22 protein-coding genes are annotated in these 24,250 nt (G+C 39.9%); 9 read left to right on the top strand and 13 right to left on the bottom strand.

Features of this window, described 5'->3' with window-relative positions; genetic code table 11:
- Positions 1-215: 215 nt before the first annotated feature.
- Positions 216-1,397 carry an FAD-dependent oxidoreductase gene (locus OIT90_RS16565; protein WP_058838781.1) on the bottom strand — a complete coding sequence of 394 codons (1,182 nt, stop codon included), beginning with the start codon at positions 1,395-1,397 and terminating at the stop codon, positions 216-218.
- 191 nt (positions 1,398-1,588) lie between these two features.
- Between OIT90_RS16565 and OIT90_RS16560 the strand changes: the two genes are divergently transcribed.
- On the top strand, positions 1,589-2,179 hold the full coding sequence (locus tag OIT90_RS16560; protein ID WP_144491046.1) for a TetR/AcrR family transcriptional regulator: 591 nt from the start codon (positions 1,589-1,591) through the stop codon (positions 2,177-2,179).
- Between the two features lie 402 nt (positions 2,180-2,581).
- Here OIT90_RS16560 and OIT90_RS16555 read toward each other — a convergent pair whose 3' ends face one another.
- Positions 2,582-3,436: a polysaccharide deacetylase family protein gene (locus OIT90_RS16555; RefSeq protein WP_474892745.1), complete on the bottom strand. Its 855-nt coding sequence runs from the start codon at positions 3,434-3,436 to the stop codon at positions 2,582-2,584.
- A 296-nt stretch (positions 3,437-3,732) separates the two neighbouring features.
- Here OIT90_RS16555 and dat point away from each other — a divergent pair, with 296 nt between their 5' ends.
- Positions 3,733-4,590 carry a D-amino-acid transaminase gene (dat, locus tag OIT90_RS16550; protein WP_144495272.1) on the top strand — a complete coding sequence of 286 codons (858 nt, stop codon included), beginning with the start codon at positions 3,733-3,735 and terminating at the stop codon, positions 4,588-4,590.
- 45 nt (positions 4,591-4,635) lie between these two features.
- Here dat and OIT90_RS16545 read toward each other — a convergent pair whose 3' ends face one another.
- The gene (locus OIT90_RS16545) at positions 4,636-5,142 is read right to left on the bottom strand and encodes a universal stress protein (protein ID WP_064498248.1); all 507 of its coding nucleotides are present in this window, start codon (positions 5,140-5,142) and stop codon (positions 4,636-4,638) included.
- 560 nt (positions 5,143-5,702) lie between these two features.
- On the opposite strand from OIT90_RS16545, the gene bmrC reads away from it, so the two are divergent.
- Positions 5,703-7,460: a multidrug ABC transporter ATP-binding protein BmrC gene (gene bmrC / locus OIT90_RS16540; protein WP_474892744.1), complete on the top strand. Its 1,758-nt coding sequence runs from the start codon at positions 5,703-5,705 to the stop codon at positions 7,458-7,460.
- On the top strand, positions 7,457-9,472 hold the full coding sequence (locus OIT90_RS16535; protein WP_474892743.1) for an ABC transporter ATP-binding protein: 2,016 nt from the start codon (positions 7,457-7,459) through the stop codon (positions 9,470-9,472). The genes bmrC and OIT90_RS16535 overlap by 4 nt, the downstream gene beginning before the upstream one ends.
- A gap of 107 nt (positions 9,473-9,579) precedes the next feature.
- Here the strand turns inward: OIT90_RS16535 and OIT90_RS16530 are convergent, their stop codons facing one another.
- From OIT90_RS16530 to OIT90_RS16500, 7 genes are all read right to left on the bottom strand, one after another.
- Entirely contained in the window at positions 9,580-10,197 is a 618-nt protein-coding gene (locus OIT90_RS16530; protein ID WP_039177527.1) for an NAD(P)-dependent oxidoreductase, read from the bottom strand.
- Positions 10,198-10,482: 285 nt separating this feature from the next.
- Positions 10,483-10,686, bottom strand: a complete 204-nt coding sequence (locus tag OIT90_RS16525) for an alpha/beta-type small acid-soluble spore protein (protein ID WP_039177528.1) — start codon at positions 10,684-10,686, stop codon at positions 10,483-10,485.
- Positions 10,687-10,922: 236 nt separating this feature from the next.
- Positions 10,923-12,029 (bottom strand): ABC transporter ATP-binding protein, encoded by a 1,107-nt coding sequence (locus tag OIT90_RS16520; RefSeq protein WP_041089628.1) that lies wholly within the window; start codon positions 12,027-12,029, stop codon positions 10,923-10,925.
- Between the two features lie 143 nt (positions 12,030-12,172).
- Positions 12,173-13,048 carry a helix-turn-helix domain-containing protein gene (locus OIT90_RS16515; RefSeq protein ID WP_106025325.1) on the bottom strand — a complete coding sequence of 292 codons (876 nt, stop codon included), beginning with the start codon at positions 13,046-13,048 and terminating at the stop codon, positions 12,173-12,175.
- A gap of 20 nt (positions 13,049-13,068) precedes the next feature.
- Positions 13,069-13,278 (bottom strand): YheE family protein, encoded by a 210-nt coding sequence (locus tag OIT90_RS16510; RefSeq protein WP_003211787.1) that lies wholly within the window; start codon positions 13,276-13,278, stop codon positions 13,069-13,071.
- A 152-nt stretch (positions 13,279-13,430) separates the two neighbouring features.
- A complete protein-coding gene (locus OIT90_RS16505; protein ID WP_474892742.1) occupies positions 13,431-14,789 on the bottom strand; it encodes a YheC/YheD family endospore coat-associated protein in 1,359 nt (452 codons plus the stop codon).
- Entirely contained in the window at positions 14,746-15,858 is a 1,113-nt protein-coding gene (locus OIT90_RS16500) for a YheC/YheD family protein (RefSeq protein WP_404526851.1), read from the bottom strand. Before OIT90_RS16500 ends, OIT90_RS16505 begins: the two co-directional genes overlap by 44 nt.
- A 214-nt stretch (positions 15,859-16,072) precedes the next feature.
- Here OIT90_RS16500 and OIT90_RS16495 point away from each other — a divergent pair, with 214 nt between their 5' ends.
- The 5 genes from OIT90_RS16495 (at position 16,073) to OIT90_RS16475 (ending at position 21,965) form a co-directional block, all read left to right on the top strand.
- On the top strand, positions 16,073-17,206 hold the full coding sequence (locus OIT90_RS16495; RefSeq protein WP_039177542.1) for a DUF445 domain-containing protein: 1,134 nt from the start codon (positions 16,073-16,075) through the stop codon (positions 17,204-17,206).
- A 121-nt stretch (positions 17,207-17,327) separates the two neighbouring features.
- The gene (locus tag OIT90_RS16490) at positions 17,328-17,684 is read left to right on the top strand and encodes a YlbF/YmcA family competence regulator (RefSeq protein ID WP_024425750.1); all 357 of its coding nucleotides are present in this window, start codon (positions 17,328-17,330) and stop codon (positions 17,682-17,684) included.
- Positions 17,685-18,135: 451 nt separating this feature from the next.
- Positions 18,136-19,002 (top strand): Cof-type HAD-IIB family hydrolase, encoded by an 867-nt coding sequence (locus OIT90_RS16485; protein WP_039177545.1) that lies wholly within the window; start codon positions 18,136-18,138, stop codon positions 19,000-19,002.
- Positions 19,003-19,115: 113 nt separating this feature from the next.
- Positions 19,116-20,615 (top strand): coproporphyrinogen III oxidase, encoded by a 1,500-nt coding sequence (locus OIT90_RS16480; RefSeq protein ID WP_039177547.1) that lies wholly within the window; start codon positions 19,116-19,118, stop codon positions 20,613-20,615.
- Between the two features lie 75 nt (positions 20,616-20,690).
- Positions 20,691-21,965: a lysine N(6)-hydroxylase/L-ornithine N(5)-oxygenase family protein gene (locus tag OIT90_RS16475; RefSeq protein ID WP_404526853.1), complete on the top strand. Its 1,275-nt coding sequence runs from the start codon at positions 20,691-20,693 to the stop codon at positions 21,963-21,965.
- Positions 21,966-22,003: 38 nt separating this feature from the next.
- On the opposite strand, the gene OIT90_RS16470 is transcribed toward OIT90_RS16475, so the two are convergent.
- The 3 genes from OIT90_RS16470 to OIT90_RS16460 form a co-directional block, all read right to left on the bottom strand.
- Positions 22,004-23,227 carry a cation:proton antiporter gene (locus OIT90_RS16470; RefSeq protein WP_404526856.1) on the bottom strand — a complete coding sequence of 408 codons (1,224 nt, stop codon included), beginning with the start codon at positions 23,225-23,227 and terminating at the stop codon, positions 22,004-22,006.
- 3 nt (positions 23,228-23,230) lie between these two features.
- Positions 23,231-23,728 carry a cation:proton antiporter regulatory subunit gene (locus OIT90_RS16465; RefSeq protein WP_144490876.1) on the bottom strand — a complete coding sequence of 166 codons (498 nt, stop codon included), beginning with the start codon at positions 23,726-23,728 and terminating at the stop codon, positions 23,231-23,233.
- 64 nt (positions 23,729-23,792) lie between these two features.
- Positions 23,793-24,119 carry a potassium:proton antiporter gene (locus OIT90_RS16460; RefSeq protein ID WP_260980348.1) on the bottom strand — a complete coding sequence of 109 codons (327 nt, stop codon included), beginning with the start codon at positions 24,117-24,119 and terminating at the stop codon, positions 23,793-23,795.
- Positions 24,120-24,250: the final 131 nt, after the last annotated feature.

Genomic DNA, 24,250 nt, shown 5'->3' with positions numbered 1-24,250 from the left:
GAGTTTTTCTTTTTGGTGTGTACATTCATTCTAATGTATTTGCCATTTAAGAATTTTCAGTAGTTCAATTAATTATTCATTTATTATTTCATTCGTATCTGAGATTACGATAGAAGAAACTGCTTGTCTAATAGTAAACGCTATAGTATAACCCTAGATATCCTTTATTATAGTGAAATTTTAGAAACAATAAAGTACAGGATTTATCTAAACTACTAGTGTGTTTTATTAAATTTTCGAGCTTCATTTTGGTTTGCTGACATCTCGAAAATTGGGTAGTCATAAGCTCTCATAGCTTTTTCATATTGAGAAATCGCATTATATACATCAGCTTTCTGTTTATGAACAGTTACAATTTGCTCTGCTAAAATACGAGCATCTCGCAAAGCTAAATTTGCACCAGCGCCGAAGCTTGGTGGCATAGCATGGATGGCATCACCAATCAATGTAACACGACTAGTCTCCCAAGGATCTATTGGTTCTATTGCACGAACGGAAAGCGCTGCTACAGTATGAGGGTCAATGCGTTCAACGAGACCTCGTAAAATAGGATGCCAATCTTTTGTTAAATCAACCATCATCTGATGAAGTTTCAGAGGAGATTCTCTGTCTGATGCACTTAAGTATTGTGGAATTCCCAGTGTAATCATGACATAATCATCAACAGACTCAATAGTAGATTTAGGTGCTAGTTCCTTAGCAGCTTCGTCTACTGTACGTCTTGGCTCAAACGGTCCAATTGCCATAAGTGTGTCATTTGAATCTGCCGCCATGATGAAACCATCAAATAAGATGTCTGGTAATGTCTGTCTGATCTCTTTGGTAAGAGGAGATTTAGAATAAATTGCTCTAGCATTTGTATCTATTGGTTGGACGTGAGGCATAAGCTGATAGCGAACAGCTGAATTGATGCCATCTGCTGCTACTAATATGTCCCCTTTGGCAACCGTACCGTCAGCTAAAAATAATGTTACTCCTTGTTTATTCTGTTCAAATCCTGTAACAACTGAGTTGAAATGAACATGTTTTTCAATGCCACTCAGTAAAATTTGGCATAATGTTTTTCGATTTACAGCTGTATGGGGGAATTTTTCATCGTTTGGAGCTCCAATATGTGGACGAACACCTATTTCATTCATTTGTTCATCTATTAATACAGCCATTTCACGACGTGGATTTTTTCTAGACGTCTGTACATACAACTCATACAAGTTTTCTGGAAGAGCAGCACGAAGCGATTCGCCACCATCCATATTCATATGCAAGCGATATCCATTTTTAGATACTTCATCTTCGCGCTCATATATGGAAAAGCTAATGCCTGCTTTCTTTAAGTGCTGCCCTAGACACAGCCCTCCAATGCCGCCGCCTGCAATTAATACGTGTAAATCTGACATTACATATTCCTCCTAAACAATATTAAAACAACACTTTGTATGTTAAAATTCAAAGTGTTAGTTTATATTATCTAATTAAGCTGCTATCCAACAACCATTAATTTTCCATAAAATGTGGTTTAAACAACGTTTTTTACAATTATTGTCGTTTAAATTTTTAAAATAATTCAAAAGTAGGAGTTCAATGAGAAATGAAAAAGTTAGATCGACGTGTTTTGAAAACGAGAAAAGCCATTATTTCTGCATACCTTTCTTTACTAGAAGAAAAGAATATGCACGCTATATCTGTTAATGATATTACAGAAAGAGCAGATATAAACCGCTCTACATTTTATGCTCATTATAAAGATAAACAGCACTTACAAGAACAGAGCATCAAAGAAATATTAGATGACTTGGAAAAAGCCATTGCAAATAAGCCTTCGGGAGAGAAAACAACAGAATTTAGCTTAACAATGCTTCAAAATATCTTTGAACGAATGTTTGAAAACATCTATACCCATAGTAAATTTTATAACATCATGCTCGGAGAATATGGTCCTTCTGTATTTGCTAAGAAGTTAGAAGGGATTATTAGAAAACATACTCGAAAAGGTTTGGAGGTTGTTAAAGCAGATGACATTGATTCATCTGTTTCTCAAGATATTTACTTAAGCTATATGACATCAGCCCAACTAGGAGTTATTCATTATTGGAGAGAAAATCAGTTTAAAGATTCACCTGCTTTTATGGCTCAGCAACTTCTTCAATTGTATAAGATAGGAATGACTATGAAGGATTAAATTGGAAGGGGTTAGGGGAATACGTTATGCATCTAAACAGATTTGTAGATTTATATATAAACTTTCTTTTTATTTATTGAAGAAGACAGGTTGACAGGTGATCAACCTTAAACATGTGGTTTATTTCCCCTACAATTTGTAGTGAAGCAAGGTATGATAGCGAAAACAACTAACAGATTAAATCGACTCGTGGACGGACACCACAGATGCCGTATTGCATCAACCTGTGTGATAATTCATGCAGCAAAAAAGCCCCCTTTGAAAATAGGAGGCTTTTCTTTTGATCTTCTTGTTTCATCAATTCAATTTAGTAGGTTAACACAGTGACAGAAAAGTAACTAGACTTACTAAACCAACTATTAACATTGGTTTTATTGGTCACATTGATCATGGGAAAACCACTTATTGCTGCAGCGGCTTCATTGTTTCATCAAGAACTTCAAATGTATAGCCCTTTGCCTTTAGCTGCGTGATTAAGCTGCTTAAGTATTTTGCTGTTGCCGGCTGATCATGCATTAAGATGATTTTTGGTTCTTTTGGATATTTTGTTTCCAGCACTTGTAGCTGATTTAATACCTCTGGTACATATTTTGAGCTTTTATATTTCCAGTCCAGACTGTCAATGGTCCAGTCCCAGTAGACAAAGCCTTTTTGTTTTAAACGTGCTTTTTGCTGATCGGTTAAATTGGGGGTGCTGCCATAAGGTGTTCTTACAAGATGGGTATACTCACCTGTGACAGAAGCCAAAATGCGCTGATCTTCCTTCATCTCGTTAACAGGAGAATCACTTTTTTGATAAAAGCGTTTCACATCATGGGTAATACCATGAAGCCCTAATTGATGTCCTTCTTGATGGAGTCTTTCCACAGCTGCCGGGTGTTCTTTAATCTGCGGCCCGAGCATAAAGAATGTAGCCTTCACTTTTTGCGCTTTTAGCACATCTAACAGCTGATTTGAAGTCGCTGATGGACCATCATCAAAGGTTAAAAAGATTGTTTGATCCGTTACATGTTTATTAGAATCGATCTTAAAATGTGCATCTAATGTTTTCCTAGAAGCATCTTTTGCTTTCATACTAGTGCTTGTGTCCCTAAATTGACTGCTCGCAGACAATTTCGCCGGCTGATCTGCTGCCTGCATATTGGTTTTGGACATATCCCAAATAAAAAAGAGGATCAGTGTCAGAATGACAAAACCAATCGCCTTTGAGAGCAGCATTGTGTTTGAAGGTGTCTGTTTTTTTTTAACCCGTTGCATTACAATCGCTCCAATAAATCAAAAATTTGTGTCGAATCATGTAGTAGATTCTGTCTTTTTCCGCTGTTTTTTGTCATGTTTATATGGTGTCAGTATACAGGAAAAAAGAGCCTATGAATATAGAAGATGCTAAAAAATTGGAATCTTTTTGGTTATGAATCTATATTTGTTACAATAGAAAGTTATCCATTTCATATGATGTGAAATAATTCTGAATAATCATTGAAACGTACTCATTTATCCGCTAAGATAGCATCAGATTCAACCATTATTGCAAAGCGAAGGGGAGATTCCATATGAAAGTATTGTACAATGGAGATTTCATTGAAAAAAAAGATGCACATGTTGATATTGAGGACAGAGGCTATCAATTTGGTGACGGAGTCTATGAGGTCATCCGAGTATACAATGGTACTTTGTTTACGTTAAAGGAGCATACAGAGCGTCTGTTCAAGAGTGCAAAGGAAATTGATATTCATCTGCAAGGTACAGTATCTGATATGGAAGAAAAGTTAAAACAGCTCGTCGCTCACAATCAATTAACAGATGGCGGTGTATATATTCAAGTCACGCGGGGAGTCGCCCCTCGTAAACATCAATATAGCGATTCTCTCACTCCTCAAATCACGGCATATACGTTCCAGGTGAAAAAGCCTGTTCAAGAGCAGACAGCTGGTGCAAAGGCCATATTATCTGAGGATCTTCGCTGGTTAAGATGTGATATCAAAAGCTTAAACCTTTTATATAACATCATGGAAAAGCAGAAAGCATCTGAAGCTGGTGCGTTTGAAGCAATCCTGATAAGAGACGGCTTTGTGACCGAGGGAACCTCCTCGAATGTATATGCCGTGATTGATGGCGTGATTCGCACTCACCCTGCAAACAATCTCATTTTAAACGGCATTACCCGTAGAAAGCTGCTGGAGGTATGTGAGGCAGAAGGATGTACTGTTGAAGAAAATCGAATAAGCAAAGAAGAACTGCTGCGCGCTCAGGAAATCTTCATCAGCTCGACGACGGCTGAAGTCATTCCGATTGTTGAAATAGATGGCGAGCCAGTAGGGAAAGGCGTTCCAGGCGAGCTGACAAAGCGCGTACAGGAAGGCTTCCAGCAAAAAATTAAACATGAAAGTGAAGCATCGATCTCTTCATAAATAAAAAAGGCTGTAAACATTCGTTTACAGCCTTTTGTGATGCATTTATTTCACAATAAGCACAGGTATATCTGATTTTGCTGATAACTTTTCACTCACACTGCCAAATAGCATTTTTTTTAATCTGCTTTGGTCACGTGCTCCCATGACGATGAGGTCTGCTGATATTTCCTCAGCATATTCGATAATCGCTTCTGCTGGTTCTCCCTCCACAATTTCAATGGTAGCCTCAAACTGCTCCTCATTTAAAAGCATTCTTGCTTCTGCGACGACCTCTTCTGTATGGTCTTCAAAAATCAAGGGACTTTGCTGTTCATCATGAGGCACATACACAGGGGGTGTTTGAAGATCTGCCGTACCGCCGCCGATATAAGCTCCGCCAGTCATTGGGCGCGGTGCATCAAACACCTGTCTGCCTGTTTTACCATCATGGGCATAGGCAACGGTCAGCTTGGCATGCAAGGTTTTGGCTAAAGCGATTGCCTTTTTTAATGCTTTCTTACTGTCTTCATGTCCATCAAACGCAACGACCATCCGATCAGCTTGAAACAATGTCCTCATTCCTTTCAAAAGGAGTCTTTACACTCATGGTATACCCGTTAATAGAAAAAGATACACATAAGGGAGATTGATTTTTGTTAGAAAATTTCATTTATTGAAAAATATTTATTGACAAAATGGTGACAGCCACTATAAGATAAAAAAAGATTCAAGAGCCAAAAGGAGGAAATGTCATGTGCAACATTGGAAGAATGAAATCAAACTGCATGAATGGGTTGATTCACGTGACAATTACACCTTCATTGGTCATTGAAAAGGAACTCGTATGTTCCAATTGATCGGATGAATCAAGGCGTATGTTGCGTATTTGTCAACATGCGCCTTTTTACATGACGAAAAGAGGCGTACCAGCTAGCTAGCCGGTGGCCTCTTTTTTTGTTGTATTCATTTCGCATTCCGAAATAAAGGAATGGGAAACAACAAGTAAATGAAGAGGAGTGAAAGCATGTGAACATGCCAAAATCAAGACAAATGACAAAAACTCAAAAAACGAAACAAGGTGACTTGCAGGAAAATTTAGAAAGCGGCTAGCTTGAAAAGGAGAGACAAACATGTTTTCAGTATTTGCGAAATTAGGCTGGTTCTTTAAACAAGAGTGGAGGCGTTATACAATCGCTATTACGCTTTTGCTCATTGTGAATGTGCTTGAAATGCTGCCGCCAAGATACCTTGGCCAGGCAGTGGATGACATTCGTTCTGGTCAATTTACAACATCCAGTATTTTGTTTTATGTGACCATTTTTTGCTTACTAGGTGTCGTCGTCTATACACTTACATATTTTTGGATGTATCAGTTATTTGGCGGCGCAAATGTCATGGAGCGTGTGATGCGCGGGAAACTGATGCGCCACTTGCTGAAGATGACACCGACCTTTTATGAAAAGAAAAAAACCGGTAACTTAATGGCATTAGGAACAAACGATTTAAATGCTGTAGCCTTAACGACAGGCTTTGGCGTTCTGACCTTGGTTGATTCCACTGCTTATATGCTGATGATCTTCTTTACGATGGGTCTGACAATTAGCTGGAAATTAACCTTAATGGCGATTATCCCTATGCCGCTGATGGCGCTCTTAATTGCGTTTTATGGCAGCAAAATCCATGAGCGCTTTACTGTCGCTCAGGATGCATTTGGTGATATGAACGATCGTGTTCTTGAATCAGTGGCAGGCGTTCGAGTCATTCGGTCTTTTGTACAGGAGAAACAAGATGTCGAACGCTTTCGCGAAATGACAGATGATGTATTCCAAAAAAACATGCGAGTGGCGATCATTGATTCCTTGTTTGAACCGACAGTGAAATTACTTGTGGGGATCAGCTACTTAATCGGAATCGGCTACGGAGCCTATCTCGTATTTCAAAGTGATTTAACCATTGGGGAGCTTGTTGCATTTAACGTCTATCTTGGCATGATGATCTGGCCAATGTTTGCGATCGGCGAATTGATTAATATTATGCAAAGAGGAAATGCGTCGTTAGACCGGTTGAATCATACACTCAGCTACAAGCCGGACGTAACAAACGCTGCTCAGCCGAAAACGTTACAAGAGCCTGGAGATATTGAGTTTGATCACGTGACATTCAGGTATCCAACTTCACCTAAAGATAATCTCATTGATGTGTCCTTTACCGTTCGAAAAGGGCAGACGATTGGGATTACAGGCAAAACGGGAAGCGGCAAAACGACCATTGTCAAACAGCTTCTGCGCCAGTACCCGGCAGGTGATGGGCAAATATTGCTATCAGGTGTTCCAATCCAAGACATTGAATTAGATCAGTTATTTCAATGGATCGGATACGTACCTCAGGATCATATTCTTTTCTCAAAAAGTGTCGAACATAATATGCGCTTTGGTCATCGGGACGCGAAACAAGATGAGTTAGCACAAGCAATCAAAGATGCTTACTTTGAAAAGGATCTACGCCTTTTGCCGGAGGGTCTGGAGACCATGGTTGGGGAAAAAGGTGTTGCGCTGTCAGGCGGACAAAAACAGCGAATATCCATTGCACGTGCTTTATTAATTGATCCAGACATTTTAATTCTGGATGACTCATTGTCTGCGGTAGATGCAAAAACAGAAACCGCTATCCTAGAAAATCTAAGACAAAACCGTCATGGCAAAACGACGTTTATTACGACTCATCGCCTATCAGCTGTTGAACATGCGGATCTCATTCTTGTCATGGAAGAAGGACGCATTGTCCAAAAGGGCACTCACAACGAGCTCATCCAGCAGGATGGGTGGTATAAAGAACAATTTTTGCGTCAGCAGCTGACAAATCAGCTGGAAGGAGGGGATGAGGCATGACAACAGGAAGAAGACTCCTTGCCTACGCACTCCTATATAAGAAAGTACTGTCTGTTGCCTTAATCTTTCTAATGATTGCAGTTGGTGCTGAGCTGACAGGACCGTTTATTGGGAAGAAAATGATTGATGATCATATTTTAGGTGTAGAAAAACCGTATGTCGAAGTCAATGAAAAGACAGACAAAACCGTTTATTACCAGGGAAATAACTATATACGAAGCGATCGATTAAACAATGGAATGGAATCTGGAAAGCAAATCAATGTGGTGCAAGTCGGGTTCGGTTACTATTTTGTGAATGAGCCGATTCGTTTTGATGGAAACAGAAAGATATCGGGAGATCAGCTCACCATTGATAATGGGAACGAGCGTGAGACTTATGAGGTACAGCGCTTATCAAAAGAAGAGATTTTTGCTTTTTATCAGCCAGAAATCAGTGGTTTGGTGCAGCTTGTTCTATTTTATCTAGGGCTGCTCATCGTTGCGATTTTCTTTCAGTATGGGCAGCATTACTTGCTCCAGAGGATTGCAAATCGAATTATTCAAAAAATGAGGGTAGACGTCTTTGAGCACATCCAAACGCTGCCGATCCGATATTTTGATAATTTACCGGCTGGAAAGGTTGTCGCGAGAATCACCAATGACACGGAAACCATTCGTGACCTATATGTCACAGTCCTTGCTAATTTTGTGACGAGTGCCATTTACATGATTGGGATTTACATTGCCATGTTTTTATTAAATGTGAAGCTGGCACTTATTTGTTTGGTAGCAGTACCGATTATTTTCCTATGGTCGATGACTTACAGAAAGTTTGCATCCGTGTACAATCACCGAATTCGTTCGATCATCAGTGAAATCAATGCCAAGTTAAATGAAGCCATTCAGGGGATGACCATTATTCAAGCGTTTCGTCATGAGAAAGCGACGAAAGAGGAATTTGATGAACTGAACAACAATCACTTTCGGTATCAGCGAAAGATGCTCCATTTAAATTCACTTCTTTCACATAACTTGGTTAACCTGCTGCGAAATTTAGCATATGTGGCGCTTATTTGGTATTTTGGCGGTGCATCGTTAAGTGCGACAGGCATTGTGTCCATTGGAGTGCTCTATGCGTTTGTCGATTATTTAAATCGATTGTTCCAGCCGATCACAGGCATTGTGAATCAATTCTCCAGGTTGGAATTAGCAAGGGTTTCATCGGAAAGGGTTTTCCGATTATTAGATGAACCAGGAACAGAAGTAGAAGAACCTGTTCAGAAGAAGCTGGAGGGACACGTTCAGTTCAAAGATGTCACCTTTGCTTATAATGAAGGGAAAAATGTCTTAAAGAACATTACGTTTGAAGCAAAGAAAGGTCAAACGGTTGCACTTGTGGGGCATACTGGTTCTGGGAAAAGCTCGATCATGAACTTGCTGCTGCGTTTTTATGACATTCAGCAAGGAGACATTCTCATAGATGGCGAAAGCATATATGATCAGTCGCGTCAAACGCTGCGTAAACAAATGGGCATTGTGCTGCAAGACCCGTATTTATTTTCGGGAACGATTGCCTCCAATGTCAGCTTAGGAAATGAAGACATCAAAAGAGAAACCATTGAATCCTCATTAAAGCAAGTAGGCGCAGCAAAGTTATTGAAGCACCTGCCGCAAGGCTTTGATGAACCAGTCGTTGAAAAGGGAAGCACCCTTTCCTCAGGGGAACGTCAGTTGATTTCATTTGCGCGCGCATTGGCGTACGATCCAGCGATTTTAATTTTAGATGAAGCCACCGCCAACATTGATACAGAAACAGAAGCGATCATTCAGCGGGCGCTTGATGTAGTCAAAGAAGGACGAACGACTTTTGTGATTGCTCACCGATTATCCACGATTAAGAAAGCCGATATGATCTTGGTGTTAGAAAAAGGTGAAATCGTCGAGCGTGGCAGTCATGAACAACTCATGCAGCAAGAAGGGCTGTATGCGCAAATGTATGAACTGCAAAAAGGCGCTGTTGCAAACAGTTGATGAATAGTAGAAAAAAGAGCCTCTTCAAATTGAATGAGGCTCTTTTCCTTTGCATGAAAAAGTCGACGACTTTTACACAGGTTATATCGTTTGGACAGGCTGCAACATCAATAAGCGATGCCGACGCGTTGATGCACAAATTCCTTCGAATTTAACTGCTGATATAAAAAGTGTGCGGTATCTTCAACTGAAATTTTCTTTCCATCTATAGGGAGAAAATCTTTCTCATAGCGATATGACCGTGTCACTTCTCCATCTGGTAAATAGGTTGGACAAATAATGGTCCAATCTAGATCAGTCGATTGAAGGATTTCAAACGCTTTCGCATGCTCTTTAGCTGCTCGGGAAGTAGTCCGCTTTGATTCATTTGTTTCAAAACGGTAGAGCTCCGGCTGCTGCCTTGCTTTTAAAATACCTGCTGTACCAATTGTAATAATTCTAGATGTATTTGTTTGCTTCATGGCTTGTACGATATGCTCCATTGAAACAGATAATGTATCATCACCATCTGTTGATAGACAGCTCACAACAATATCTGCTCCTTTCATTGTCTCAAGCACATCTTCTCGATTTCTTGAATTGCCGGTGACTTGAAACATACCCGCAAGCATTTCTTCTCGGTTTGTCCGAATCAATGAACGAACCATGTAACGATCATCTACTTGAACGAAACGAAGAAATGCTTGTCCTACACGTCCATGAGCACCGAAAAGAGCTATTTTCATCTGTTCGATCCCTCCACTACATACTATAAGTGAAAAGAACCCAAAATGGTACAACTTTTATGTGATGCTTTTTTTATAAAGGTGAAAGGACCGAATACTATGACCATATTCACATAATAGAGAGATCCCTACAAATTGTAAAAGTTCAAAGTTCATACCAGAAATAATGTCCATGAAGCTCCGCTCCTTTCTACTACATGATATGAGCTGAAAGGAGTTTGGTGAGGGATAAAAACAAAAAAAGAAGACACCATAAGAGGTGCCTTCTATGATCCAGGTATGAAATTAAGCTTTTGTTCCGCCAAGGTTTTGTTGAGCGTAAGACACAAGACGTTTTGTGATTTCTCCACCAACTGAACCGTTAGCACGAGCTGTAGTTTCTGCTCCAAGGTTTACACCAAATTCAGAAGCAATTTCGTATTTCATTTGATCGATTGCTTGCTCTGCTCCAGGAACTAGTAATTGGTTTGAACTATTAGAATTTGCCATGATGTGATTCTCCTTTTTGTATATGATTTATTTTTTTGGTTGGGTTTGCTGGAATCGCACCAGCGAAATGATCAAGTCATTTGCCACTTGGCGAAACCCAATGCAGTAACTGCTTTGTACTAAGTATTATGGTTATTTCCGAAAAAAACATACGAGAAAAGAACATGGTAAATGTTGTGTGAACATACAAAAAACCATCACCCAATAATGAGTGATGGCGCTGCTTATATCTCTTTTTATTCAGCTGAGCGGATGCGCAGCTCTGTAGCTGAATCAAAGAAATGGGCTTTGTTCATATTAATCGCAAGAGGGATAGACTGTCCGGCCTGTACATCGGTACGAGAATCAACACGTGCAATAAACGATTGATCATCGATAGAAGAGTAAAGCATCGTTTCTGCTCCCATTAATTCAGCTACTTCTACGTTAGCATTAATTTTTGTGCCTTCAGACGCCTCTATAAATACTGGTTCATCGTGAAAATCTTCTGGTCTGATGCCTAGTATGACATCCTTTCCAATATAGCCTTGGCTGCGTAATACTTTCATTTTTCCCTCTGGTACACGAATGTGAGTTTTTCCAACCGCGATGGCGCCGTCAGAGAGCTTTCCTGTAAAAAAGTTCATCGCTGGTGATCCAATAAATCCACCTACAAACACATTCTCTGGGTTTTCATATACATCTTTCGGTGCTCCTACCTGCTGAATAAAACCATCTTTCATCACAACAAGGCGGGTTGCCATTGTCATGGCTTCAGTCTGATCGTGTGTCACATAGATAAATGTCGTTTGCAGACGCTGATGAAGTTTAGAAATTTCAGCACGCATCTGAACACGGAGTTTTGCATCTAAATTAGAAAGCGGCTCATCCAAAAGGAAAACCTTTGCATCACGTACAATCGCTCTGCCAAGGGCAACACGCTGTCTTTGACCGCCAGATAGTGCTTTTGGTTTTCTGTCTAAATATTGCTCAAGCCCCAATATTTTAGCGGCATTTCGAACCCGCTCATCAATCTCTGCTTTCGGAAACTTCCGAAGCTTTAACCCAAAAGCCATATTATCGTACACATTCATATGAGGGTATAATGCATAGTTTTGGAAAACCATTGCGATATCCCGGTCTTTCGGCGCTACGTCATTCATCCGTTTTCCATCTAACAGAAAGTCTCCTTGTGAAATTTCTTCTAGACCTGCAATCATGCGAAGGGTTGTTGATTTTCCGCAGCCTGATGGACCAACAAACACAATAAATTCTTTATCTTCTATATGTAGATTAAAGTTGTCTACTGCTGTTACCTTGTTATCGTACACTTTATAAATTTGATTCAGCATTATTTCAGCCATTTGATGCCAGCCTCCCCAGTCTCTCTTTTTTTGAAAGCGCTTTACTGTTGAGTAAAGTGTATAAAATGGGGAAGAGTCTGTAAATGGACAACGTGCACAACATCCTATTTTCATTTTTGGGCAGGGTGCTCATCTTTCGTTCTTTATGAAAGATCAAGTAGAGTCATCATCAAATAAGCAGCCGATGCTTCTGGAAAATGTCGTATATCTAGCCCAGTGCGCTCAATAAATTTATCAATTCGATATTGAAGACTGTTTCTGTGAACATATAATGCTTTTGCTGCTTTGGATGCGTTTAAATTACATTGCATATAGGTCATGAGAGTGCGGTAAACATCTCGGTCAACAACCGCTTCTTTAAAAGCATCTGATATAGCATGAGAGAGGGCGGATGCATCATAACAAATGAACGATGGCAGGCATTGATAAAATGTGGAGACCCCTGATCTAAGCTTTTCTCGCTGCATGTGGCATACAAAGAGCTGTTGTTCATTTAATAATCTCATCTGTAAATGATTATTTGGCAAATGCAGCTGCCCTTGTATAAAGACTGAGTCTGTTAAAAAATCACTTGTAATGGCTAGAGACAAATCGTTTAACTGATTTAATTGACTATTTTCTGATGTAGCGTTTGGTTGAATCAGCATAGCTGTTTCAGGGCCTGTCCATATGAAATGAGTATGTTCGAGGCTGTTATTCACAGCCTCTTTTATTTGCTGTCTTTGTTCCTCTTGATGGATCATTTGAAAATAATAAACACGGACGGGATGTTGGACAGTTAGTGGTTTGTTTTCAAAAAGATAGCTGAACCATCTTTGTTCACCCTCGGTCTGCGCTTTTTGAAATAGATCAATCGGTGTTAGAAAAGAGTTGAGAAGAAGTGTCTCTCTTGCTGTAAGCTCCGATTTGTCTACTCCGAATATTTCGCCTTCGTCTGTTTGATACCAAAGAATTTGTTTGTCATGAGTAGGTGTACTGATGATATGGTCTCCGTAAACAAGTTTTAATTTTTCTAACATGGCGGGGCTCCTTAAACAGTTTAATCATAGACATGGAATAGCATTAATTCGTGGATTTCTTCTTTTAAGGTTGGTTCAACTTCATGGGGCGGAAGCTGAGAGCCCCATTCAATGTCACCTGTTTTGTGGTAGATGCCTTCATAGTGCGCTCCATTGTGGAAAAAGGATATTTTCCAGCCTGGCAATTGTGCTTTCTTAAAAAGAGGTTTCCATTGAAAATGAGAAATCATATCATCATTGCCTCCTTGCTTTTATTGATGAAACAATAAACAAACACGACAACACGGAAACAACCTTGAACTTGATTTTATTGTATCTCATCTCATGAAAAGAGCATAGAAAAAGCATAAATTTAAGAGCACAACATGTGGCAAAAATGTAGTCAGTAGACGTTCGCGTGATCTGAAGTGGTGAGTGCCGTTTCTGAAAGGTAAGATGCGTAACCCATGATTCTTTTCCCAATCAGCCATTCTGATTTTTTCAAAGAGCCATGCTGGAAAATCTCTCGGCCAGGGCGAGAATTGGCCTCAAACATCCAAATGGCGCCTGTTTGATCAATGCCTAAGTCAAAACCGATTTCACCAATATGCCCGGTCATTTTTTTATCTATTACTTGGCTAAGCGTGATGGCAGTTTGAGAAAGCTGCTGTAAAATCTGCAAACGTTTCTTTTCTTCTGGAAAGACAGCATAAAGTGTTTTCACCGTTCCGCCGTGTAACTGGTGAGTTGTGATGGTGTGATCTCCAGAAATTTTTGCTGCTGCTGCTGTGACTGTCCAATCACCGTCTTTATTTTTATTCGTATGAACTCTGAAATCCATCGGCTGATTGTCTATTTGAAGAAGCTCAATGCCTTGTTGTGCAATAAAATCATGAATTGCATGATCTTTTCGCAGCCTTTGAACAAACTGATCTATTGAATCATATGGAATAGCCCTTCCAAAATTTGAGCATACAGTGATTCCGTGATTTTCCTTTTTTAACCGATAAATACCGTCTCCATGACTTCCATTCGTCGGTTTTAAGTATATAACTTGATGCAGGTGGAGAAGTGTTTCAATTTTACTTAGAGCGTCCATGGGATCTAATTGTACAGAATGTGGGAGAAAGGACCATGTTTTTTCATCTGTTAATAGCTGTTCATGAATCTCCCATTTATTAAAAAAGTAAGGGTTGAACCAAGGGATATCATAGTCTTGGGTGAGTTTTCGCTTCGTTTCTTGAATGAGTGCTGACTGAGCAGTTTTTCTATTTGGAAGCCGGTCATAAATGACTGACGGCAGGGGCAGCTGTTTTTTAACCCATGAATCTTGCTGGTACAACAGTCCTTCTACAATTCCTTTTTCCCAATCAATAGAATGTGACCCAAAAAGATAGGCAAAACCAGCATGCTGTCTGAAAGAATTCAGCAGTTTGATAAAAAATTGTGATCTTGTTCCTAATGGCTGCGTGCTTTGCTCAAAACCTGCACTGAAAATGCCCATCAACGGCCCTATAAAAAGTGTATGGTCAATGATGATTACATCAGCTTTTGATTGGTAAGGAATCAGTAAATCTCTGTATAGATCTTCAGATAATAATATTTTCTTTGGATGCTGATGATAGGAAATGTTGAAGCCATCAACTAAACGAGACCCTAGAGCAAGAGAATAGATGGCCTCTTTCTGTTTATAATGGTCTGGAAGATGAATTGTTTTTTCACTTGTGAGGTGTGGGGCGATGATGCAGCGATTTTTGTTCATAAGAAACCTCCTTCGGTTGAGACATCATCGATTGCGCATGTTCAAGAATGGTACGAATCAATTGATGTTCCTTTTCAGGGTAAACTTTTAAAAAAGCGGACCGTCCTGGCTTTGATCTGACATTTGATATGAACAGCCTGCCTTCACTTGTATGAAGTAAGTCTACTGCGAATTCAAAGCAAGGAGAGTACGTTTTATCTATATAAGCTGGAATTGATGCCTGAATGGATGCAATATCATCTAAAAGGAGCTCCTTGATGTGTGGCTGCAATGTATGTAGATAGTGTTCAAAGCCTATCACAGGATCCGATTTTTGTGTATAACTTAAAAGACTATTTTCTGCAGGTGATTTTGTGTGAATCCCCATGCGTTTCCATTGATTTTGTGAATCTTTCATAAGAAAAATCCTGATTTCATTAAATAAAGGTTCTTTTTGATCACTCGTGTTGAAAAATTGAAGGAAATACCGGCCTGCATATTTTTTGCACCAGCGCTCCATCTCTGACGCCCGAGAAAATGTAATGGTTTGATTGGAACTTAGCTGAACGGTGAATGTTGACTTGCCATCAAAGGAAATGAAGTAAGTAGATGCTGCATGCTGCTGGGAGAGAGGCTGCATTCTATAATAACCGCCAGCCCCGCACTCCCTTACCATATTGATCAGATCTGAGGGCTCTTTTAATAAAGAGCAGCCAGGTAAATATGCCTGTAAAGCAGAGAGGAGGCGGAGCTGTTCAAATAGCACCATTTTATTTGAAATGCCGGTATTCAAAAAATCTGTTTTTGGATACTTTTTTAGCCATTCCATGATGGGTTTTGCTTTTTTAGATTGTGCGTCATGCCGGTAAAGACATCGATCGTAAATCAAATCGGGAATCGGAAACTGTGCGTCGGCAAACCCTTGGTCATTCATATATGTTTGACCTTGTATCAAATTTGAAGCCGGCTTTAAATCAAGTGGTGTAAAACGAACAACCTTTAAATGATAAGAAGAGGCAGCTTTGGCGAGCTGACGTGTAAATGCCTCTTCATACTGCGGAGAAAGGGTTACAATACCTAATGTTGTCATTAAAAAACACCTTCTTTTCAACTTCTTTTTTTACCATCACAAAAACGTTTTTTTATGATTTTACTTAAAGCTTGCGCTCCTTTATCATTACGACAGATCGCTTGATCATATGTCTCGCTGCATACTTCATTTGCTTGGAAACTTGACAACAACTATAATACGTATAGATCAAAACAATAAACATCGGGTGTTGTTTGAAAGGTAGATGACGACTTTGAATATATTCACAACGTTTATCTTTATGATTGTTATCGGCGCAGTCATAGGAGCAGCGACAAACCATCTTGCAATTAAAATGCTTTTTCGGCCTTATAAGCCATATTACTTATTCGGAAAACAGCTTCCATTTACACCAGGGCTTATCCCTAAAAGAAGAGACGAAGTAGCCAAGCAGGTTGGTGTCATGGTTATGGAGCATTTGCTCACGCCAGAAGGTATTCAAAAGCGATTTGAATCATCCGAGGCAAAGCAAGAGATCCTGCGTACAGTCCATCGATATATTGACAAAGGCGCAAATATGGAGATAACCGTATTCTCCCTGCTAGAAAGATTCGGCGTTACAGAGGCTGATGTCAAAGCAGATAAATGGCTCCATCAGTGGTCTGATCAGAAGCTCAAGTCACTGCTTGAAACTTATAACCAGCAAACTTTATCTGAATTGCTCCCTGTAGAAGTGGAAAACAAAATATCATCGAAAATTCCAAATGCAGCAGATTATATTTTAAAGAGAGGCATTCATTATTTTGAAAGTGATGAAGGCAAAGCAAGGCTTGGCAATATGATTGATGATTTCTTAAAAGAACGGGGAATGCTTGGCAGTATGGTCCAAATGTTTCTAGGGAATTCAAGCTTAATTGATCGTGTACATCCCGAAATCATCAAGTTTTTAAGAAACGCAGAAACAAAAAGATTTTTATCCGATTTGCTTGTTCAAGAATGGGACAAGGTGAAGCAATTTTCTCTTCATGAGCTTGATGAAAAATGGAATGTGAAGGAACTTATTTTTAGTGTGAAAAATCAATTGCTTTCTCATTTCTCTACAAAGCTGATATTAGACAAACCTGTTGGGATATACGTCAGTGCTGTCGCGGATGATCTTAAAACACACTTTGCGCCAGTGTTGATTGATAAGGGGATCGGAGCGGCTTCAAATGCTTTAGAGGGTCTGCTTGCTAAGCTGCAATTTGAAGATATCATTCGTGAACAAATTGAACTTTTCCCGCTTGAAAAAATGGAAGAGCTAGTAGTCAGCATCTCCAATAAGGAGCTGAAAATGATTACATTTCTAGGCGGTCTTTTAGGCGGGATGATTGGTGCTATCCAGGCTGTTTTTGTGGCTCTATTCTAAGACAAGCTAGAGAAATTTTAATGAATTCATTGTATATATGTGAAACGAAAGCCATAGTTTGTTATAGTGGAGTGGTGTCCGCCGATCATATCGGTGATAACGGATAGAAAGGAGACATAACATGTCTGTAAATCTTTACGATGTTGCATATGACCTTGAAAAAGCATTGCGTCATAGCGAAGAATATTCAACTTTAAGAAATCTTTATGATGAGGTAAACGCGGATGAGTCCTCTAAAAGAATGTTTGAGAACTTCCGTGACATTCAAGTAAACCTTCAACAAAAACAAATGACTGGTCAAGAGATCACACAAGAAGAAGTGGAGCAAGCTCAAAAAACAGTTGCGCTTGTTCAGCAGCACGACAAAATCTCTCAGTTGATGGAAGCGGAACAACGTGTGAGTGTTCTTATCGGTGAATTAAATAAAATTATCATGAAGCCACTTGAAGAGCTTTATGGGAATCCAGAAGAAAACTAATGGAAAGGGCGATGTCATTCGCCCTTTTTTGTTTTATCTTTTCTCCTCAATATCTTTTAAAAAAAGGTTGTCGAAGCACATAAATTCTGCGATAATACTTATATTGAAAGTGCTTTCAAAAAGGCGCTCTCAAGGGACAATTGGGTGCGTTTCACTTGGGATTTAAGGCAGTGAGCCAAACGAGAGAGAAGCGCTTCTGGGAGAAACGCAAAGCATAAGGGGATCTGATATAAGCAATGCGCTTTGGTGTGTGAAAGATAAGGGGATCATGGGGAGCTTCATCACTCCATTGTAACGCATCCAAACCATACATAAAAAAAAAGCCTAGGGGTAGGCTTTTTTTATTTATCAATCATTCATAACCTGTGGCTCTTTCAACTGCATGTTCTAAAGCGCCAAGCTAGGGCATATCCTCATCGTAAGTACAGTCATCAAGAAGGGGGATGCCTCAGTGTCAAAAAAACTACTTGCACTCAATATAGATGGGACGTTACTTCGTTCCAATGGTAAAATCCATTCCGCTACAAAAGAAGCTGTGGAATATGTAAAGAAAAAAGGGGTTTACGTGACGATTGTCACCAACCGGCATTTTCGTTCCGCTCAAAAAATTGCCAAGGCGTTGAAGATTCCAACATCAACCCTTGTGACGCATAGTGGTGCATTTATCGCGGATAAACTCGATGAGCCGCTTCATGTGAAAAAATTAACGGAAGAAAAGACATTTAATCTTGTGCAAATCCTTGAAAGCTTCGATTGTAATGTCCGCTTGCTGCATGAAAAATTCTCGATCGGCAACCGGAAAAAAACGCAGTCTCAGCTGATGGGAAAGACGCTCATTCATCCGTCTGATCCAATTTTCTATCCCGTTCAGTTTGTTGAATCGTTAAGTGATATGCTGATGGATGAACCGGTCAGTACACCAGTGATTGAAGTATATTCGACAGCGGAGCTTCAGCCTGAGATTCACAGGACCATTCAACAAGCATTCCCATCTGTTGATCTTATTAGGATCAGTGATGAGAAAATGAATATTGTCTGCAAAGGGGTTTCGAAAGAAGCGGGACTTTCTCTCTTAACCTCTGCACTCGGTTTTACTTTAGAAGATACGGTCGTTATTGGACATGGAACAGATGATATTCCAATGCTTGAATTGGCTGGTTTAGGCGTTGCTATGGGAAATGCTCCCAATGATGTCAAGCGCAAAGCCGATTGGGTGACCCGCTCGCACGATGAACAGGGTGTGGCTTATATGATCAAGGAATACTTTAGAATGCAGCAAAGAGAAGGATTTTTACATCAATTTGATATTAAAAGATAATACAGTGAAGGCCCTGTCAATCAAGAAATGACAGGGCCTTCGTCTGTTCCCTTCATTGCTTTTCCTACATGAATTTTGTAAAATGAAACAAGTTTGAAGATAAAGGTGATATGATGCGAATTTTAATTAAAGGGCTGTCAGATGAACGATTTCATCGCCCGCTTGTCAATATAGCCAATTTATTTGAAGAAGATAGTGAAGTGATATTTGAACCAAGTGAATTTAATGATGGTTTGGTCATTGAATTTAGTTGGAAGGAAGAAAATGGCATGGTGGAAGCGTCTGGCTATATCGATGGATCAGATATCACCAGTCGTTTTTCACGGGATCTCCCAAAGAACTTAAACGATAAGGAGCGCTGGAAGCAAATCAAAAACACAGTGCTGTCTGTTTATTTACACTTGCTTCAGGAGCACACAGGAATGACACAAAAGTGGGGGATTCTCACAGGAATACGTCCTACGAAATTGCTTCATAAGATGCTGAGAGAAGGCATGTCAAAGGAAGATGCACATGCGACATTAAAGCGTGATTACTTGATTCATGATGAAAAAATCAATTTGATGCAGGAGATTGTCGACCGTCAGCTTAAAGCCATCCCAGATCTGTATGACCTTCAGCAGGAAGTGAGTATTTATATCGGCATTCCTTTCTGCCCCACAAAATGTGCTTATTGTACGTTCCCTGCTTACGCCATTAAAGGACAAGCTGGTAGAGTGGGAACGTTTTTGTTTGGTCTGCATTATGAAATGCAAAAAATGGGCGAATGGCTAAAAGAACATGGGATCAAAGTGACGACCGTTTACTTTGGCGGAGGCACGCCAACGAGCATCACAGCGGAAGAAATGGATTTGCTGTATGAAGAAATGTATCGCTCGTTCCCTGATGTGAAGCATATACGGGAAGTAACTGTCGAAGCAGGGCGTCCTGATACGATTTCTCCTGATAAGCTAGAGGTGCTAAACCGCTACAATATTGACCGAATTAGCATTAACCCGCAATCGTATGAGAATGAAACACTAAAAGCTATTGGCCGGCATCATAGTGTGGAAGAAACGATTGAAAAGTATCACTTATCAAGACAGTACGGCATGAATAATATCAATATGGACTTAATCATTGGATTGCCGGGAGAAGGGCTCAAAGAATTCCAGCACTCCTTGCAGCAGACTGAGGAACTCAAGCCTGAATCTTTAACTGTGCATACACTTTCCTTTAAAAGAGCATCTGAAATGACGCGCAATAAGGAGAAATACCAAGTAGCAGACCGAGAAGAAATCACACGTATGATGGATGAAGCGGTCACTTGGACGAAAGCGCATCATTATTACCCATATTATTTATATAGACAAAAAAATATTTTGGGAAATCTCGAAAATGTCGGGTATTCATTAGATGGACAGGAAAGCTTGTATAATATCATTATCATGGAAGAAGTACAGACAATCATTGGCATTGGGTGCGGTGCAGCAAGTAAATTCATTGATCCACGGTCAGGGAAAATTACACAGTATGCCAATCCAAAAGATCCAAAATCGTATAATGACCGCTATGAACACTATACAGAAGAGAAAATTCAATTCCTTGAATCATTATTTGTTTCTCACGTTTAAACACTGCGATGACGCAGTGTTTTTTTCATTTGTAAAAGGGTATATAAGTGATAAAAAGTTAAAGCAGGTGTACATATGATAGATGTGATCGGAATTGGGGTTGGGCCTGCCAATTTAGGATTGGCCGCTTTGTTAGAGGAGTATGAGGATGTCTCATGCTGTTTTTTTGAACAGGAGTCTGAGTTTGCTTGGCATCCCGGTATGCTGATCAAAGGAACGGATTTACAAGTTTCCTTTTTAGCAGACCTTGTCACAATGGCGAATCCAAGGAGCAGGTATACCTTTTTAAATTATTTACATGAATCAAATAGACTTCACCGCTTCTATACATTTGAACAGTTTGATATCCCGCGGAGAGAATTCAATGAGTATTTATCATGGGTTGCAGGAGAGTTAGATAGCTGTCAGTTTGGGATGAAGGTAGAAGAAGTGACGGACTGCCAAGAAGGCTACCTTGTGAAAGTCAGACGATTGAAAGATGGTTCACTATCTGAGTATCGTGCAAAGCATGTCGTGCTTGGAACAGGAAGTAAACCGATGATTCCGGTCGATGTGCCTGAAGCAGCATACCCATATGTGACCCATAGCAGCCGTTATTTAGAACAGCAGAAATCACTTCACGAAGCTGAGTCGGTGGCGGTGATCGGTTCAGGGCAGAGTGCAGCCGAAATTTTCTTAGACCTGCTACAGCATCAAAAGAAAGTCCAGCAGCTTTCGTGGTTTACGCGTTCTAGTGAATTTAGAGAGCTGGAGACGGCTGAGCTTGGCCAAGAGCTTTTTACACCAAAGTATGTCGAGTATTTTCATTCGCTTCCTTATGAAGAACGTATGAACACATTGCCTAGGCTGACAGGATTAAGAAATGGCATCGATGCATCGACGCTTTCGCGCATTTATCAGGAATTGTATCATCGCTCTGTTTCAGGTGAAGAGCCATCTGTGATCATTCAGCCAATGACTGAGCTTGAAGCGATTCAAATAGGAAAGCAGCAGCCCTTAGAGCTGCACCTCAGACAGTGGCAGCTGAAGAAAGAAAAAAGCATAACAGCAGAACATGCCGTATTAGCCACAGGGTACACACCGAATATCCCTGAATGGTTTGACGCATATGAACCTCTGATTGAATGGGAAAGTGATGCGCATTTTAAAGTGACAGACGACTTCAGGCTTGTGTTCAAAGACAAGCGCTCAAATCATTTCTTTACATTCACGAATCTTGATCATTCTCATGGAACAGCGGCGACCAATTTAAAACTATCGATTTACCGCAACCAGAAAGTGATTCAAACCATTCGCGGGGGCGAGGAAGCGCCAGTCAAGCAAGAAACTGCATTTCAGCAATTTGAATAAGACATAAAAAAGGGCCCAAGCATAGGGCCCCTTTTTTATTAGATCGTCGTTTCTTTTTTTACTTTTGGTTTTTCAGATTTCCATTTGAAGATTTTGTTTAGGATTTGATAGATTTTCTTAGATTCTTTCGTTAAGAGCGGTCCTAAAATCGCAAGAATTAAGACATACAATGCAGCAAAGGGCTTCAAAGTAGCGGCAAGTCCGCCCGCAATGCCAAGCTCGGCAACAATGATTGAAAACTCTCCTCTCGATACGATGGTTAATCCAATATTAGAAGAGGCTTTATGAGAAAATCCAGCTCTCCGTCCAGCAAACATTCCGGCAGTGAAGTTTCCAATTAGGGTAAGCAACACAGCGCCGATCGCAAGCCAGAAGGCATCACCCAATGTAAATGGATCAATACTGAGACCAAAGCTGAAAAAGAACATCGCTCCAAAGAAATCTCTAAACGGAACCACGAGATGCTCGATGCGGTCAGAGTGCTCTGTTTCTGAGAAAACAAGACCAAGTAAGAGAGCCCCTATAGCCTCTGCTACATGAATCGTTTCTGAGAAACCAGCGACAAAGAACAAAGCCGCAAATATCACAATGATGAACACTTCGTTCGAACGGATATCAAACAACTTGTTTAATAATTTTGGCAGCTTCCGCGCAATGATAAAGAAAAGCATCATATAACCAAAAGCAATTAAAATGGATAATAAGGCACCGCCAACAGTAGTGGCATCCCCTAGGACAAGACCTGATACAACGGATAAATAAACAGCAAGGAAAATATCCTCAAACATAATAATCCCTAGAATTAACTCTGTTTCAGGATTTGCCGTCCGTTTCAAATCGACAAGGACTTTGGCCACAATGGCGCTGGATGAAATGGTGATAACCCCTGCCATAATGAGAACCTCAAGTAATCCAAACCCTGTGATAAAACCGTAGAGCAGTCCTAAGCTGAAGTTGATCAAAATATAAATAGATCCGCCGACTGCAATGGATTTACCCGATTTAATGAGCTTTCCGACAGAGAACTCAAGTCCAAGATAGAAAAGAAGGAACAGGACGCCCATTCTGCCAAAAAACGAAATAATCTCGGTGCTTTCGATAAATTTTAAATCAATGATCCCGATAGTTGGAGCATGCGGCCCAACAATCATTCCGAGGACAATGAGAAAAGGGATGATAGAAAATTTAATTTTATTGGCGATTAAGCTGGCGATGGCGATAAGAATAAGCGCCGTCCCAACTTCAAAGACTAAATGATCCATTCATCACTCTCCCCCTCTAGAAAGAAAATCACGTACCAATCGCTTCAAGTGTTTTCTTTCGCCCGAAATGACCATCGTATCATTTGCTTGAATAATCGAATCGGCACCAGGGTTGAGTAATTTTTCATTTGTATGTTTAATGATCGCAATCACGGTGACTTCATAATTTTGTCTCACATCTAAATCACCGAGTGTATGTCCTACCGCTTTTGCACCTTTTTCGACCTTAAACCATTCAATGATCAAGTCATTGAAGGCCATTTCAATGGTTTCTAGTGTCTGCGGTTTATACACCATACCGCCGATAATAGCAGCGATTTGCCGGGATTCAGCATCATCGAGTGAAATGGTAGACAGCACTTCATCTGGATCATCATCGTCAAAACGATAAATTTCCCGTCTGCCATCATCATGAATCACAATCGTCATCTTTTCTCTATTTCTCGTTTCAATTTCAAATTTCTTTCCGATCCCAGGAAGATCATTTTCTTTAATGTTCATTTTATCCCTCCAAATTTGATAGGCTGTGTTTTTCGTATAGTAAATATGGATGAAATAAAATGAATCAGTAGAGGTAATTAGATTGATACATAACGGGGATCGCACACTTCATTTCCAAAAAACATAGATCAATGGATAATGCAGCTGATGGGGCAGGCTTTGGCAGAAAAGTCTTGGCTTCCGCCATTGATAATCTGTCCTTCAACAAAATAGATGAAGCATGTTTTTTTGAAAATGTAGGTGTCTTCACAGCATTGATTTCTTCATCATAGATGGATGGAGAAATCAGGTTAGGTGTGCTCGCTTCTGCTTGTGACGCAAAAACGACATTTGAAAAAGGAGAAAACATGACGATGAAGCTAACCAATATCATGATGGAACATCTGATCAATCATCCTCCTCCTTTCAAATTTATTTTCTTTCTTATTTTACTATATAAAAATATATTTCTTGTTTCAATGATTATGCTTATTTTAGTATCAATTGATCTTGAAATTTTTTATTTAGAGAAAAAGGTTTTAC

Source organism: Bacillus sp. ABR (genome assembly GCF_056172715.1).
The sequence above is the reverse complement of the archived record's forward strand: the minus strand, read 5'-3'. Positions and strand labels throughout refer to the sequence as shown.

Excerpts from the sequence above, each read along its gene's own strand:
- OIT90_RS16475 (WP_404526853.1), top strand. The coding sequence starts at position 20,691 with ATGATAGATGTGATCGGAATTGGGGTTGGGCCTGCCAATTTAGGATTG.
- OIT90_RS16470 (WP_404526856.1), bottom strand. The coding sequence starts at position 23,227 with ATGGATCATTTAGTCTTTGAAGTTGGGACGGCGCTTATTCTTATCGCC.
- dat (WP_144495272.1), top strand. The coding sequence starts at position 3,733 with ATGAAAGTATTGTACAATGGAGATTTCATTGAAAAAAAAGATGCACAT.
- OIT90_RS16520 (WP_041089628.1), bottom strand. The coding sequence starts at position 12,029 with ATGGCTGAAATAATGCTGAATCAAATTTATAAAGTGTACGATAACAAG.
- bmrC (WP_474892744.1), top strand. The coding sequence starts at position 5,703 with ATGTTTTCAGTATTTGCGAAATTAGGCTGGTTCTTTAAACAAGAGTGG.
- OIT90_RS16465 (WP_144490876.1), bottom strand. The coding sequence starts at position 23,728 with ATGAACATTAAAGAAAATGATCTTCCTGGGATCGGAAAGAAATTTGAA.
- OIT90_RS16535 (WP_474892743.1), top strand. The coding sequence starts at position 7,457 with ATGACAACAGGAAGAAGACTCCTTGCCTACGCACTCCTATATAAGAAA.
- OIT90_RS16500 (WP_404526851.1), bottom strand. The coding sequence starts at position 15,858 with ATGACAACATTAGGTATTGTAACCCTTTCTCCGCAGTATGAAGAGGCA.
- OIT90_RS16565 (WP_058838781.1), bottom strand. The coding sequence starts at position 1,397 with ATGTCAGATTTACACGTATTAATTGCAGGCGGCGGCATTGGAGGGCTG.
- OIT90_RS16510 (WP_003211787.1), bottom strand. The coding sequence starts at position 13,278 with ATGATTTCTCATTTTCAATGGAAACCTCTTTTTAAGAAAGCACAATTG.
- OIT90_RS16480 (WP_039177547.1), top strand. The coding sequence starts at position 19,116 with ATGCGAATTTTAATTAAAGGGCTGTCAGATGAACGATTTCATCGCCCG.
- OIT90_RS16505 (WP_474892742.1), bottom strand. The coding sequence starts at position 14,789 with ATGAACAAAAATCGCTGCATCATCGCCCCACACCTCACAAGTGAAAAA.
- OIT90_RS16560 (WP_144491046.1), top strand. The coding sequence starts at position 1,589 with ATGAAAAAGTTAGATCGACGTGTTTTGAAAACGAGAAAAGCCATTATT.
- OIT90_RS16530 (WP_039177527.1), bottom strand. The coding sequence starts at position 10,197 with ATGAAAATAGCTCTTTTCGGTGCTCATGGACGTGTAGGACAAGCATTT.
- OIT90_RS16490 (WP_024425750.1), top strand. The coding sequence starts at position 17,328 with ATGTCTGTAAATCTTTACGATGTTGCATATGACCTTGAAAAAGCATTG.
- OIT90_RS16515 (WP_106025325.1), bottom strand. The coding sequence starts at position 13,048 with ATGTTAGAAAAATTAAAACTTGTTTACGGAGACCATATCATCAGTACA.
- OIT90_RS16525 (WP_039177528.1), bottom strand. The coding sequence starts at position 10,686 with ATGGCAAATTCTAATAGTTCAAACCAATTACTAGTTCCTGGAGCAGAG.
- OIT90_RS16555 (WP_474892745.1), bottom strand. The coding sequence starts at position 3,436 with ATGCAACGGGTTAAAAAAAAACAGACACCTTCAAACACAATGCTGCTC.